Raw genomic sequence first — 12734 nt, 5'->3', positions numbered from 1 at the left:
AGGACAGGGAAGCTGTCCTTTATTCGTCGTTAATTGTTAATTTAAAGGTACCACGAGGGCTTTCGATTAGGTCTCACGGAAAGAACATAAACGGTCTATCGAAGTATGGAGACTTCGATCGTGAATCTGTTCAGATCGCTCATTGAGAAAATTTCCGTTCCGTATGCCGTCATGAGTCTCATCCTTTGAAAGCAGCGATCGCTGTGGCGAGACTGTAGCGCGGACATGTCTATTTGGTCAGGCCATGACTGACCTCCCCCCACCGCATATCGCAAGAATTTGCTTTCTCAGCCAGCGGTGACCGGGGTCGCGTTCCATCCTTGGGTGCCACATCTGCGATACCGTAATACGACGGCTTTTGAACGGCAGCTCGAAAACGTGTACCTGGTCCGTTACCTGCTGATTGAGTAAATAGAGTGCGGGTATCATGGCGATAAGATCCGATTCCAGCGCCACGGACAGTGCTGTCGGAAATCCCGGTACGACGCTCGCAATTTTACGTTTTGTCCCCAGTTCGGCCAGCGCATCGTCAACGGATCCGTGCAACGCGCCCTCGGGTGACGCTACCACATGGCCCCAGGCGACATAATCACCCACGCCTATTTCTGCCTGCTTAGCCAGCGGGTGCCCTTTACGCACGACGCCAACAAACCGATCCTCAAACAGTCGTTGCAGCCGTATTTCTGGCCCCATATTACTCTGAACGCCAATCTCCAGATCAACCAGCCCTTCCCGAAGATAGCGCGACGTTTTTTCCGGCTTAGGCGCGAAGCGTATACAGACGTCAGGCGCGGCGTCGGCAACCGCTGCGATGAGCGCAGGCCCAAACGCCACCACAAAACCATCGTTTGCCCTGATGGTAAAAAGACGCGCCAGACTTCGCGCGCAGAACGTTTCCGTTGAGGGCTGCAATACTGCCCTGGCCTCGTGCACTGCACGCCTGGCGCTATCCCGGGTCGCTTCGGCCCACGGGGTCAGTACCATGTTACGCCCGGCGCGCACCAGAATCGGGTCTCCTGTGACATCGCGTAATCTGCTTAATGTTCGGCTCATGGCCGAGGTGCTGAGGTTCAGACGACGTGCCGCACCTGCGACACTCGCTTCACTCAGCAATATGTCGAGAGCTACCAGCAAATTAAAATCGGGATCAGACATTACCCTTTCTCCCAGCACATTAAGATAAGGCGTTTGATGCAACAATAAAGTGAAAATAGTGCGCCTTCCGCCCAGTAAAAGCCATCTTTATAGTTTTGTCATCCATACACTCTTCTCAGAGGACAAATGATGACGCTCTTTTCCAGCCAACCCGGCGACGAAGGACTGCCTGGGCCGGCGCGCGCACGGGTGATGGCCGCAATAATGACCACCACCTTAATGGGCGTGTTTGATGGCACCATGATCAACATTGCCCTGCCCTCAATGGCTCAGGAGATGCAAGTACCTGCCGGTATTGCCGTCTGGTTCGCCAACGGGTATCTGCTGGCGGCTGCGATGACGCTGGCGATATTCGCGGCGCTTGCGGCCCGTCTGGGTTATCGCCCCGTATTTCTGGCGGGCCTGACGACCTTTACCCTGACATCACTGGGTTGCGCGCTGGCGAATAAGCCCGAAGTGCTTATCGGTATGCGCGTGCTTCAGGGGATCGGCGGCGCGGCAACGCTGAGTATTGCCCCCGCAATACTCAGGTCCGTATTTCCCGGACGATTACTTGGCCGCATTCTGGGGTTCCATGCCCTGCTCATTGCCTCCAGCTCCGCTATCGGCCCGGTATTGGGTGGTACGATCCTTCACACCCTGAGCTGGCAATGGCTGTTTGCGATAAACGTTCTTCCCGGCACCCTCGCCTTACTGCTGGCGGTCAGAGCGCTGCCGCGGGATGCGATCCGTATACAGGCGCCCTTCGACACCCTGGGCGCCATATTGTCGGCGCTGCTGTTGGGTTCGACGATCATGGCGGCGAACAGCCTACAGAACGCCACTTATCAATTCGGCAGCCTTAGCTGGATGGCCCTCGCTGCGCTGAGCGGCATGGCTTTTATCTGGCAAATCCGCCGCACGGGTCATCCCTTACTGCCGCCGACCATGTTTAAAAATGAACGTTTTACCCTCGCGGCTTTCACGTCGATGATTGCTTTTGTCAGCCAGGGGATCACCTTTATTGCGCTACCCTTCCTGTTTCAGAGCGAATACGGCTACAGTCCGGTAGTGTCTGCCCTGCTGTTTACGCCGTGGCCGTTAGGGATCGTGGTGATTGCGCCGCATGCAGGCCGTTGGGCGGACACGATATCAGCCCCGGCGATATCCACTCTGGGGCTGGTGATATTTGTCGTCGGTTTGATCCTGCTGGCGACGTTACCCGCCAGCCCTTCAATGTGGGATATCTGCCTGCGAAGTCTGGTGTGCGGAATAGGCTTTGGCTGCTTTCAGAGTCCCAATAACCGGGAAATGCTCTCAAACGTTATTCGTGAGCACGCGAGTTATGCGTCCGGTGTTTTATCCATTATGCGCACTTTCGGGCAGTGCCTGGGAGCCGCCGCCGTAGCCGTTCTGCTGGCAGCAGATGAAAGGGCAACTCATGTTGCGCTGTGGAGCGCCGCCGCGGCCTCTGCGGTATCGGTCGTCGTCAGCGCGAGCCGGTTGCGTAAAATCACTCATCCTGCGGAAACAGGATAAGTGCGAAAATATCACTAAACGCTACGACTCCAGCGCCAGCAGCGCAAAACGCCGATCCGGCAACCAAAGTGGAGTCCTCCGTCGGAGTTCAATAGACTAACAGAAAGCTATAACCGCTTATTTATCAAGGGGAAATTGAGTTTAATAGACTTCAGGAGAGTTGAGTTTGGAGCGGGCGAAGGGAGTAGAACAAACCCAACAAGAACCTGAAAAATATAGAATTTTCAAGTTATATCTTAACTTACACCCCCAAAGATACCCCCAAAGCACAGAGACTTTGAATTCAAGTAATTACCTTTGTCGATAAATCAGCAGGAAGCGAGATGATAGCAAATGGCAAGCATACTGCGAAAGCAGCGACACCATTAGCATCAGACTAATTATGATTTAATAAACCCAGAACGCAGCGGGCCCTCATGATATCAATAATCGTGAGATATGACGTTTGTTCTTGCCAGCTAAACCCTCTGCGATCAATACGAACCAGTTCGTACTTTTCCACCAGAATATTCACGGCATCAGTCAGCGTGATACCGGCATCAATGTGTTCCTGAATTACGGTTTCATCACTGAACGGCGTGTCGTTCAGTGTCAGGCCATAGTGCTGTCCAATCAGGCGTGTCAGTAACATTTGCCACACTGCCACGGGCGACAGACAGGGCTTTACCGCCCGCGAAGTTGTTGCAGGTTGAGGTTTCATGTTTTCTCTCGTGAAGGTAATTAACGTTGAGTGGGATAAATGGCGATATATATGTAGCCGCAACTACCAAGAGTATCGGCTTCGCACGTTAGTCCGTTGTGATATAGCGTGACGCAGTGCTGATGCCGGGAAGAGAGTTCTCCGCTGGTGAGCATCAGCTCCAGTTGTTTGAGTATCAACGGAAAGACCTGATCCAGGTGCAGCGCGTCATCGTCGCTGAAAGCACCGTTGAATCCGGCCCGGTCAGCGAGAAAATACACCCGGTTGCCTTCCTGCACCAGACGAGCTCCAAAACAGGGTGTGATCGTACTCTTTAGCCCCCACTGCTGGCAGGCTGGATTCTCCGGCTTGTCACCAGATTCTGAGTGATTGTTCATTATTGTTCCTGATTAAAGGGAAAGATTAATTGAGAGTGACACTTCGAAGAATGACATAGGGACCATTGCGGTCCTGACGGCGTTCAGCAAATACGGCCAGAACGCCGCGTATATCTTCCACCTCGCGGCCAGCATAATGGCAGATACTGCCTGACCATTTATATTTTCCTGTACTGAAGCGAAACAGCCGGGAGCCAGGATGTTGCCGGTACAGGGTCATTGCCTGGCGTTTACTGATGATTTTCATATCCAGCCTCGCTCCGCGAACGACACAATGCCCTCTGAGCCGATGACCAGATGATCGAGCGTGTTCACATCAACCAGTGCCAGGGCATCTTTAAGCCTGCCCGTAATATTGCGATCGCATTGGCTGGGCTCGGGATCACCGGATGGATGGTTATGCGCCAGCACGGCAGCTGCAGCATTTAAGCGAAGCGCTGACTTCACTACTTCGCGGGGATGGACCTGGACATGGTTAACTGAACCGGCAAACAGCGTTTCGCTCTCCAGTAAACGATGCTGATTATCAAGATAGAGCACCATAAACACTTCCCGTTCTTGTCCTGCCAGCTGTAACCGAAGCCAGTCACGGGCAGCAGTACTTGAGGTAAAAGATATGCCGGGCTGGCGCAGATATTTATCCAGCAGGTTGATAGCCCGGCGAATGGTCCGTTGGGCATAGGGTGTCAATCCGGATGTCGCGGGGAGCAGGCAACCATGCTGAGCCATGACCGACACCGGAAAGAGTTCAGGCTGCGATAACGGTGGGGATATTGCGGTATTCATGTTCGGTATGCCTCAGTCAATGAGATGCATAATGGCGCTGCATTCCGGATGGTTCAGCGCGTAGTCACGTAAGCGATAATAATGCTCAGTCATCGCGTCACATTCGGTACGACAGGCATGGTGGCTGTATGCCATCAGGCACGCGACTATCCCTGCAGCTTCACTGGTAAGCTCTGCGCCATTGCCGTTCATGTTGTTGAACAATGACCACTTCTCATCGCTCTCTGACTCTGGAGCCATAAAAGCACCTCCATTACTGAGCGTCGAAAAGCGCCAGATACCGCCGTGATAATCGACACACAGCCGGTCCATCCAGGCGAAAATGCGAGGTTCAAGGGTTATCCACTGCGGGATGGAGCCAAAGTGCTGCGGCCAGAAGCCGATGCGTAACTCATCGGCAACAACAGCGACGGAAATGGTGAGTTCAGTTGTGGTGTCATTCATGGGTTTCTCCGGTAATAAAAAAGCCAGCGGTTCAGGCTGGCGGGTCAGGGGAAAAATGAAAGCGTGGCAATGTGGTTAATAAGGCAGGCGGCTGAGAGGGCCCTGCAGGATGCCGTAGTCCCGGATGTACGCATTAAGCCCGGTCCCGGCCTTCGGTTCAAAGTTCCAGGCTCGCCAAACCATCCGGCCATCCGCATCGCGCAGGACCAGCCGAAAATGGCTTCCCTGGTCATCCTCGATGAAGATGTTTTGGTATGCCGCGTTGACGTACTCCGCCTGCTGGCGGGTAAAAGGTCCGGCCGGAAGCAGGCTCTGGCCCTTTTGTTTCTGCGCGGTCATGATGCGAGCTCCAGCATGTTTTCAGCCATGACCCAAAGGGCACGATTGAGCTTCACATCCCCATCGATGCCTTTCACTGCGCGGGTATGGGCCCGTTTGCCTTTGGTCGTTCTACCGGACAGACCGCCTTTAATCAGGTTTTCCTGAATGCGCTGATACGTGGTCCACAGGTCATTGCTCTCATCCTGCAAGCGGCGTGGCGCAAGAATTTGTGACTCCGTGACCGGCTGATGCTCTTCCCCAAAACGGTAAGTCAGTGCCGCTTTCGCCATCGCCTGCTGAGCAGGTGGCGGTAGCAGAAGTGAATGCATGGCATCGCGCTTCTCCTCCACCCGGTCAAATATCTCCAGCACTTCATAAGCCCCTTCAATGACTTTCTCCACCACGTTGCCTTTATGCGGCACACGTACTTCTCCAAAACTCTCCCCGCATATCAGCCCATTCTGACAAACAGCACGAAACAGTCCCGGCAGCATCTGATAGGAACTGGACCCATCATGACTATTCAGCAGGATAATTTCCGGCACCTGCTTACCGGTGATTTGCCCTTCACGGCGCAGGCGCAGCATGTGTTTGGTGTGTTCACGTTTGCTGGGGTCCCGCACGCGGGTCTGACAGGCAAAGAAGGGCTGGAACCCTTCACGCTGCAGGTTTTCAAGCAGGGTGATGGTCGGAATATATGAATAACGTGCTGAGCGGGATTCATGCTTGTCTTCACTGAACACGCTCGGCACATAGTGCGCCAGCTCCTCGTGGGTGAGCGGGCGGTCACGGCGAACGAGGTTCACCGCACCAAAACGGCTGGCTAATTTCATGGTTGTTTCCTTATCTGAAGGCACAAAAGAAAACGCCCCACTCGAATGAGCAGGGCGTCGGGTGTGATGCTGATCTGATGGGGTTTAAGGATTATCGAGAATGAAGATGTTCCGCTTCCCGTTCGCCCAAATAACGTTGAGCCGGGTCTGGCCGTCAGCCTCTGTCACGGTGATGTGCTCTGCGGATGACAGTGCCGAATTATCGTCGTCAAAGACAATGCTGTTCAGCGCCGGGGTGGATGATTGCTTATCGATGTACCAGAAATCCGGCGTCTGATTCGCCGCAGTCGCCGGGGCATCCGAAGACATCAGAAAGGTGTAGCGACTCATATCCCGGACCAGGTGATAATTCACGGATTTCTCCCGCGAGCCCGCAGGATACTCCGCCATTAGATAGCTGTCCTTGTGTTCCGGGCCACACCGATGGCAGACCAGATATCCGGCCTCATCTGTAATCAGTCGGGACTCATTCCCGGCGGGTGCCGCAGACACATCGGCGCTCATTGCGAGGCAGGCCAGTATCAGCAACGAGACAATCTTTTGGGTCGTTTGTTTTATTTTCATCATGGTTTCAGCTGTAAGTGAATACGCCCAGGTCAGTGAATATCCGGGCTTCAATAACATTGCAGGTAATACCCTTCTGCCAGAGCGTGTTGCCAAATCGCCAGGTCAGACTGTCAGCAAACTGCATCGTACGGGGCGTGAACGGGTCTTTATTGGGCCACCACCCCTCCATCTTCTGACCCTGAATGGTGGTCACGCCCTGCTTCAGCTGCGGGCATTTGCCCCGGTTTACATCGATATTTTTTATCTGAATCCGCTCCGTGCGGGCAGTCACAGTGACGTAGACACAGTCATTGCACTCCCAGCCACTTTTCTGGATATCGACTTTGATGGCGTCATTTTCTGCGCTTACCGCAGATGAGACGAGGCCTGCCAGTAATGTGATTACGGCGGCGGCAGCAGAGAACATGTTCATATTTGCTCCTTGTGATGCGACAGGTGCGCTGTCGCGCTTACTCAGTGAATGTCTGCCAGGGGATTTTATAAGCGGTTTTTTCGCCTGGATAATGAAGATATCCGATCGGGTCGATCGAGAATTTCGATCGTGTATGAACCAAAAAACTTATCGAAATGTGGGATGTACGGAGAAAGTCAACCGAAGAAGTAGGACCAGATCGTGCGGGCGGCGCGGGCCACGGTATGCGTCACGGCCTGAAGGGCCGAGCGGGCAACTTGCGGCAGCGGGGCCAAATCAATGATGCGGTCAATCACCTCCACGACCGCCTCGCCAAAGCCGGTGCGGGAGCTGCTGATAACGACTTGTGTGCGATAGCCGGTTTGAAGGTGCGGTACCAGCGGGCTGCGGGTCTGCTTTGGGAGCAGGGTAATCATGGCCTCCACCAGACGCGACAGACGATAGCGTCCCCGGACCGAAACCGGCAGAATATCCTGCTCAGCGATACCTAACAGCCGGGCCACCGCCTGCTGTTTCTGTGCAATACGCTCCGCCTGTAACGCCGAGGGCTGGGCCGACGACCAGTTCCACTGCTCGGCAGGTTCAATTTTATCCACCTGATTGAGCACCCACAGCACAGGCGGTAACGCCCCGCAGTACCTTGCGAAAACATCCTGATAGAACTGCTCTTCCACTGCAAATGCGCGATCATCGGCCTTGAGAACCCACAGCACCATGTCGAGTTGTGGCATCAGTTCCCGGTACAGCTCGCGGTATTCGCCATCGCGGGTAACACTCTCACCCACGCCTGGTAAATCAACGAGCGTCAGATAATGCTGACCAAAACGCAGCCGGACACGCTGTGGCTGACGGGTACAGGATTCCACTGCATTAACGGAACAGACTTCGCTACGGAACAGCGCGTTGCACATTGAGGATTTGCCGACGCCGGTTTTACCCATAATGCCAATCACTGGTTCGTACGTGACGAGCTGATTGAGTTCTTTCAGCAAATGCTGTCGTAGTGAGCGTGGATAGCGCCGCAGGTGACGGCGGATAAGGGCGTAGCCCGAGAGATGTTTCATGCTGGCCTCTGAATGAAAAAGGCCATCCGGTGGAGATGGCCTGTTGAAGAGAAAGGTAAAGGTATTCAGTAAGATGATATATAACTGACTAAATTTTAGATCTCAGCTCTGACAATCGGTTTAAGCGAACACTGGATGAAGGCTAGTGAAATAGCTATGTGGGTCTGCTTTGTGCCAGGAGCGGACAGTCCAACCCATCCCTGAAGAGCCTAGATTATGTATGGTAATTCAGTCATCAAAATAACGTTGGTCACCATCACAAAATTCACATCCTCGGATATGGCTCAGTTCAGGAACGCTATCGCTCAGGTGACCGCAACAACCACATACATGAAGCTCGGTGTAATAGATGAAACACTGAGTGCAAAGATAGCCGTCTCCAAATTTACATACGCTTTCAGGAGTCATGCAATTGGTACATCCAGCAGGAAATACGGAGAGTAGCTGTTCATCCACACTGTGGAACAACTTCTCATCCAGCAGTTTATACCTATCCGAAGTGTAGTCGCAGTGTTCGCATTCAAAATCACCATCTCCCTCAGGTAGCAATTGAGGTATTTCGCAGTCTGGACAAACCAGGGTAATTTGCCTTACAGCACTGGTGCAAACCTTACACCGCGTAACTTCAAGCTTACGGTTTTCATTACCGGTCGTTTCAGTCCCTGTTACCGTCGCATGCTGATGGCACTCATTGCAGTTACCGATTTGAATATTCTTTTCAGAGAGCTGCTCGAGTTCAGGCTTAACCTGTTTAAACCGCACCTCGGCATAAAATTCGTTTCCCCTAATCAGACGAGTTTCACCGAAAGCCAGCTTCCAATTATGTTTGACACCGAAGATAACTTTCCATTCATCCCTTAATAACCGGTTCAGGGCAAACCAGGCGTCAGCTTGTTCTTTGAGTATTTGACGTTGTTCAGCCTCGGTGAAAGTGGGGTGGTAGAAATGAACTACGCGGTTGCGGTGCTTTCTGACCTTATCAAAAGCACTGTCCGTTTCTCGGTCTAGGGGTCTTTCAAGTACGTCCTTAAGCCTTTCACGGGTTTCTTCGTAGGTCACCGACTGAAAATCACCGGCTAGGTAAGCCTGCTTTTTTATTGGCTTTTTCGGGCTGCAGACCAACGACCAGTGTTCGTGCGCCAGCGGAACTTTCAGTAAAATCTCGACCGCAGTCCAGAAACTGACGACGGAGAACTTCGGCTTCGAGGCCTCCAACTCTTCACGGGCTTTATCCAGAAAATCCAGACCATTGTTGATCAGCGCCTGCACATCCTGACTGAGTTCACGGGGGTCGGGAGTATCGGGTGCAGTATCGTCAACATCGAACATCATTATCTCCTTTAATCAGCTTCCACCACGCAGTTGCTACAGCGCGTTAGTTGTATCCAGTGTAAACTGGACTTGGTAGCTGGCAGCCACATCGAGCGCAAAAAACCGTAAATTAACTTCTGTAGACTCGTACTTTTCGTGACCCATGCGTACCCGCAGGATCTTCGGGTGCACGTGACCATAAAGCAGGTGCCTACCAAAGCTGTGGCGATTCAGATCCCTAAACTGATGGGGTCCCAAAAAGTATGCCATAGCAAGTGTAAGTATCCCTAAAATCTGCACTATTCTCTTTTTATAAATCCTCTGACATGTGAATTAGATTGCCCTAAAGTGAGCTTCCGCTCCTCGCTCATAAGGACAACCATACTCAAAACCCCCACATTGCAGGAGATTTGAGTATGAACACGTCACCGTGGAACAAAGACCGTATCATAGGCCAAAAAAGACCACTTCAGATATCTCATATCTGGGGTATCCGAATCCGACTTGAACTGGAAGGTAAAACGCGCGATTTAGCTCTGTTCAACATGGCCCTGGACAGTAAGCTTCGAGGCTGTGATCTGGTCAAACTCAAAGTATCTGATGTTGCATATGGTAGCTCTGTTTCAAGCAGAGCTACGGTTCTACAACAGAAAACCGGCAGCCCTGTCCAATTTGAGATAACCAAAGGGACAAGAGAAGCTGTTTCTGCATTGATAAAGCTTGGCAATTTACGCAGTAAAGACTATTTGTTCCGATCTCGGGTCGGTACTAACCAACACATATCAACCCGGCAATACAACCGAATTTTTCATGGGTGGGTAGCAAAACTTGGTCTCGAAGATTCGCTTTACAGTACACATTCCTTGAGAAGAACAAAACCTTACCTGATTTACAAGAAAACTAAGAATCTCAGGGTGATCCAACTTCTGTTAGGCCATAAGAAACTGGAAAGCACAGTCCGTTATCTGGGCATTGAAGTCGATGATGCGTTAGAGATCTCTGAATCGATTGAAGTCTAAGGTTGCCAAGGCTGCAACAGCAGTCCTGTGCCAAAAACGGCCATTGCTGGTATCACAATATGTTTATCAACGTGGAGTAAGTCACGCGGGCTGAATGGATTTATAAGGTAAGCAGGCTGGTAGCGTTTTTTTCGTTGTGTCCTGCTTATCTTGCTGCCCTGCGGCTGTTGATGATTCAGTTTTCGTCACAATTGCCTGTATACTGGCTATCAGATCGGCAATCTCTCGTGGATAGACAGACCTATTTTAGTAACTGAATTATGTTTATGCGCAGAGTATTCCCCCCACCCAAGGAAACGAAACTCGAGCATCCTGACGATACAGCACAATATCAGTTATTAGCGCAACTCAATTAAGCCGTTCTCTCTCAGAGGGATATTTCCAGCGACTCGTTAACAATACCGCCGTAAATGTTTGTCTCAGGAATTCGGTAAAACAGTATTTTGTGGCAAGCACCCATCAGCAGTTTCCAATCAGTTGCATGCTATTAACCAAATCATACTGCAACTCAGGTTTATACGGTTTTTGACGACTCAGCCATTATTTTCCAGTCGCTAAAAGGTTGAGGACGCCCATAATGATATCCCTGGGCCAGTACGCAGCCCATTTCTCGTAATTTTTCTGCAGTTGCCTGATCTTCAATACCTTCTGCAACAAGAGTCACATCCAGGCTTCGGGCTAAGGTGATGACGCAGGCAACAATAGATTCATTGCGCTCGTTAACCAAAAGATTGTGGATAAACTGGCGGTCGAGTTTAATCTGGTCGAATGGCAGGGAATGCAGACAAGAGAGACCAGAATAACCCGTCCCGAAATCGTCCAGAGATATCATCACCCCTTCAGCCTGCAGAATACTCACATGTCTGTGCGCAGTCTGAGTATCTTTCAGTAAAACCCCTTCGGTTAATTCGATACACATGTTATGCCCCCGCAGGTCATATCTTTTCATCACGCCAAGAACATCCTCTGCAAAACAGGCCTGCTGCAGTTGCAGTGATGACACATTTACATGCATCCTGAAATCACGGTCTGCACCACGGGCAATGAAGTTGGACAACTCACGGCATGCGTTCTCTATAATCCAGTGGCCCAGGTCTGTAATAAGGCCGTTTTTTTCTGCAATGGGGATAAAAATGTCTGGTGAAATGGCCCCCAGCAGTGGATGCTGCCAACGAACCAGACATTCACCTTCCAGACATTCGTCCCACGCATCGAGTCTGACAATTGGCTGCATTACCAGATAAAAATCATTAGATTTCAGCGATCGATACATCTGCTGTTCAATCAGGACACCATTACAATCGGTATGAAATCTCTGTGGAATCGTCTTCATATTCAGCCCCGTACTGTCAATAAATCAATTTTCCTCAACAAACATACTTTATACCCCTGCTGAAAATACTGGAATACGCGCATGCAGCTGTTGCAGGCTATTTACACCCGCTTTAATATATAATTTCCTACGGTGAGCATATAAAGTCTTTATGTGTATATTCAGTTCTAACGCTATATGTTTAAGCTCGACCCCCCTAATAATAAGATTAAAAATCTTCACTTCTCGATCATTTAAATAAGCTAGGATGTTTACAGGTGGTCGGACTCGTCCAGTCGTGGTTAACTGAATAATACCAAACAAATCCCTCCTCATATCTTCTAGCTTTATTTTCCTCGCAAGAATAAATGCTCCCCCGCCATGAACTGTAATATCCTCAGACATTATGATTATTCCTGAGATTTTTTTTAGAACGTCCAGCATGATATTGTGATATTCGTCAATACAAAAACGAACATCATAATCTGAAATAAGAATACATTTCCCTCCTGGAAGATAGTCCTTCGTCATCGCTGTACTCAGATCCTTTACATTAATCACATCAAACAATACTGATGATCTATTTAAAAATTCTGGCGCAAGCACATCAATTAGCGATTTTAAGCCATGAAAAAGATAATAATTCCTAGTTAGAATAACAACAGTGCAACTCACCACATTTAGAATCTCATCTTTTGAATCTTGAGTATTCATATTACCCCCTTAAATACCCTCATGTTCATGTAACGGCGTAGTCAGTTGTGCCAGTGGGAAGACTGGCAGGCATGAAATATAGATGCCCGTGAACATAGAGAAATGCATATTCACTACAATCAATTAATATTGTTGTGATATAAGATTCTCTGCATAATTTTAGCCTGACTTTTATAAGAGAGCGCACCAAAGATCAAAAGC

At 50.6% G+C, this 12734-nt stretch carries 16 protein-coding genes; 2 read left to right on the top strand and 14 right to left on the bottom strand.

The window, feature by feature from the left end:
* Positions 1 to 237: 237 nt before the first annotated feature.
* Complete coding sequence (locus ABLU73_RS02000; protein ID WP_264923605.1) at positions 238 to 1155, bottom strand: LysR family transcriptional regulator; 918 nt, start codon at positions 1153 to 1155, stop codon at positions 238 to 240.
* A gap of 129 nt (positions 1156 to 1284) precedes the next feature.
* Here ABLU73_RS02000 and ABLU73_RS01995 point away from each other — a divergent pair, with 129 nt between their 5' ends.
* Entirely contained in the window at positions 1285 to 2673 is a 1389-nt protein-coding gene (locus tag ABLU73_RS01995) for an MFS transporter (RefSeq protein WP_264923609.1), read from the top strand.
* A gap of 376 nt (positions 2674 to 3049) precedes the next feature.
* Here the strand turns inward: ABLU73_RS01995 and ABLU73_RS01990 are convergent, their stop codons facing one another.
* The 11 genes from ABLU73_RS01990 to ABLU73_RS01940 form a co-directional block, all read right to left on the bottom strand.
* Positions 3050 to 3373 (bottom strand): TA system toxin CbtA family protein, encoded by a 324-nt coding sequence (locus ABLU73_RS01990; protein WP_348850047.1) that lies wholly within the window; start codon positions 3371 to 3373, stop codon positions 3050 to 3052.
* Positions 3374 to 3393: 20 nt separating this feature from the next.
* Positions 3394 to 3750 carry a type IV toxin-antitoxin system YeeU family antitoxin gene (locus tag ABLU73_RS01985; RefSeq protein ID WP_094917351.1) on the bottom strand — a complete coding sequence of 119 codons (357 nt, stop codon included), beginning with the start codon at positions 3748 to 3750 and terminating at the stop codon, positions 3394 to 3396.
* A gap of 25 nt (positions 3751 to 3775) precedes the next feature.
* A complete protein-coding gene (locus tag ABLU73_RS01980) occupies positions 3776 to 3997 on the bottom strand; it encodes a DUF987 domain-containing protein (protein WP_012543032.1) in 222 nt (73 codons plus the stop codon).
* Positions 3994 to 4536 (bottom strand): DNA repair protein RadC, encoded by a 543-nt coding sequence (gene radC / locus ABLU73_RS01975; RefSeq protein WP_048294093.1) that lies wholly within the window; start codon positions 4534 to 4536, stop codon positions 3994 to 3996. The genes ABLU73_RS01980 and radC overlap by 4 nt, the downstream gene beginning before the upstream one ends.
* 12 nt (positions 4537 to 4548) lie before the next feature.
* On the bottom strand, positions 4549 to 4980 hold the full coding sequence (locus ABLU73_RS01970) for an antirestriction protein (protein WP_048294092.1): 432 nt from the start codon (positions 4978 to 4980) through the stop codon (positions 4549 to 4551).
* A gap of 75 nt (positions 4981 to 5055) precedes the next feature.
* On the bottom strand, positions 5056 to 5319 hold the full coding sequence (locus tag ABLU73_RS01965) for a DUF905 domain-containing protein (protein WP_048294091.1): 264 nt from the start codon (positions 5317 to 5319) through the stop codon (positions 5056 to 5058).
* On the bottom strand, positions 5316 to 6134 hold the full coding sequence (locus tag ABLU73_RS01960) for a DUF932 domain-containing protein (RefSeq protein ID WP_348850046.1): 819 nt from the start codon (positions 6132 to 6134) through the stop codon (positions 5316 to 5318). Before ABLU73_RS01960 ends, ABLU73_RS01965 begins: the two co-directional genes overlap by 4 nt.
* 84 nt (positions 6135 to 6218) lie before the next feature.
* The gene (locus tag ABLU73_RS01955) at positions 6219 to 6701 is read right to left on the bottom strand and encodes a hypothetical protein (RefSeq protein ID WP_228136721.1); all 483 of its coding nucleotides are present in this window, start codon (positions 6699 to 6701) and stop codon (positions 6219 to 6221) included.
* A gap of 4 nt (positions 6702 to 6705) precedes the next feature.
* Positions 6706 to 7113 carry a hypothetical protein gene (locus tag ABLU73_RS01950; RefSeq protein ID WP_048294088.1) on the bottom strand — a complete coding sequence of 136 codons (408 nt, stop codon included), beginning with the start codon at positions 7111 to 7113 and terminating at the stop codon, positions 6706 to 6708.
* Between the two features lie 176 nt (positions 7114 to 7289).
* On the bottom strand, positions 7290 to 8177 hold the full coding sequence (locus tag ABLU73_RS01945; protein WP_348850045.1) for a GTPase: 888 nt from the start codon (positions 8175 to 8177) through the stop codon (positions 7290 to 7292).
* A gap of 228 nt (positions 8178 to 8405) precedes the next feature.
* Entirely contained in the window at positions 8406 to 9506 is a 1101-nt protein-coding gene (locus tag ABLU73_RS01940) for a hsdR (protein WP_348850060.1), read from the bottom strand.
* Between the two features lie 398 nt (positions 9507 to 9904).
* Between ABLU73_RS01940 and ABLU73_RS01935 the strand changes: the two genes are divergently transcribed.
* The gene (locus ABLU73_RS01935) at positions 9905 to 10507 is read left to right on the top strand and encodes a site-specific integrase (protein ID WP_001305361.1); all 603 of its coding nucleotides are present in this window, start codon (positions 9905 to 9907) and stop codon (positions 10505 to 10507) included.
* Between the two features lie 514 nt (positions 10508 to 11021).
* Here ABLU73_RS01935 and ABLU73_RS01930 read toward each other — a convergent pair.
* Both ABLU73_RS01930 and ABLU73_RS01925 read right to left on the bottom strand, forming a co-directional pair.
* A complete protein-coding gene (locus ABLU73_RS01930) occupies positions 11022 to 11840 on the bottom strand; it encodes an EAL domain-containing protein (RefSeq protein ID WP_348850044.1) in 819 nt (272 codons plus the stop codon).
* Between the two features lie 48 nt (positions 11841 to 11888).
* A complete protein-coding gene (locus ABLU73_RS01925) occupies positions 11889 to 12533 on the bottom strand; it encodes a LuxR C-terminal-related transcriptional regulator (protein ID WP_348850042.1) in 645 nt (214 codons plus the stop codon).
* Positions 12534 to 12734 lie beyond the last annotated feature (201 nt).

This window comes from Klebsiella sp. GG_Kp175 (assembly GCF_040062325.1).
GTDB classification, from domain to species: Bacteria; Pseudomonadota; Gammaproteobacteria; order Enterobacterales; family Enterobacteriaceae; genus Klebsiella; species Klebsiella quasipneumoniae.
Note: the sequence above shows the minus strand (reverse complement) of the source record. Positions and strands in the feature narration are given on the sequence as shown.

Coding starts and splice junctions, on each gene's coding strand:
- ABLU73_RS01985 (WP_094917351.1), bottom strand. CDS start 3,750: ATGAACAATCACTCAGAATCTGGTGACAAGCCGGAGAATCCAGCCTGC.
- ABLU73_RS01930 (WP_348850044.1), bottom strand. CDS start 11,840: ATGAAGACGATTCCACAGAGATTTCATACCGATTGTAATGGTGTCCTG.
- ABLU73_RS01935 (WP_001305361.1), top strand. CDS start 9,905: ATGAACACGTCACCGTGGAACAAAGACCGTATCATAGGCCAAAAAAGA.
- ABLU73_RS01990 (WP_348850047.1), bottom strand. CDS start 3,373: ATGAAACCTCAACCTGCAACAACTTCGCGGGCGGTAAAGCCCTGTCTG.
- ABLU73_RS01945 (WP_348850045.1), bottom strand. CDS start 8,177: ATGAAACATCTCTCGGGCTACGCCCTTATCCGCCGTCACCTGCGGCGC.
- ABLU73_RS02000 (WP_264923605.1), bottom strand. CDS start 1,155: ATGTCTGATCCCGATTTTAATTTGCTGGTAGCTCTCGACATATTGCTG.
- ABLU73_RS01950 (WP_048294088.1), bottom strand. CDS start 7,113: ATGAACATGTTCTCTGCTGCCGCCGCCGTAATCACATTACTGGCAGGC.
- ABLU73_RS01980 (WP_012543032.1), bottom strand. CDS start 3,997: ATGAAAATCATCAGTAAACGCCAGGCAATGACCCTGTACCGGCAACAT.
- ABLU73_RS01955 (WP_228136721.1), bottom strand. CDS start 6,701: ATGATGAAAATAAAACAAACGACCCAAAAGATTGTCTCGTTGCTGATA.
- ABLU73_RS01925 (WP_348850042.1), bottom strand. CDS start 12,533: ATGAATACTCAAGATTCAAAAGATGAGATTCTAAATGTGGTGAGTTGC.
- ABLU73_RS01970 (WP_048294092.1), bottom strand. CDS start 4,980: ATGAATGACACCACAACTGAACTCACCATTTCCGTCGCTGTTGTTGCC.
- ABLU73_RS01995 (WP_264923609.1), top strand. CDS start 1,285: ATGACGCTCTTTTCCAGCCAACCCGGCGACGAAGGACTGCCTGGGCCG.
- ABLU73_RS01965 (WP_048294091.1), bottom strand. CDS start 5,319: ATGACCGCGCAGAAACAAAAGGGCCAGAGCCTGCTTCCGGCCGGACCT.
- ABLU73_RS01940 (WP_348850060.1), bottom strand. CDS start 9,506: ATGTTCGATGTTGACGATACTGCACCCGATACTCCCGACCCCCGTGAA.
- radC (WP_048294093.1), bottom strand. CDS start 4,536: ATGAATACCGCAATATCCCCACCGTTATCGCAGCCTGAACTCTTTCCG.
- ABLU73_RS01960 (WP_348850046.1), bottom strand. CDS start 6,134: ATGAAATTAGCCAGCCGTTTTGGTGCGGTGAACCTCGTTCGCCGTGAC.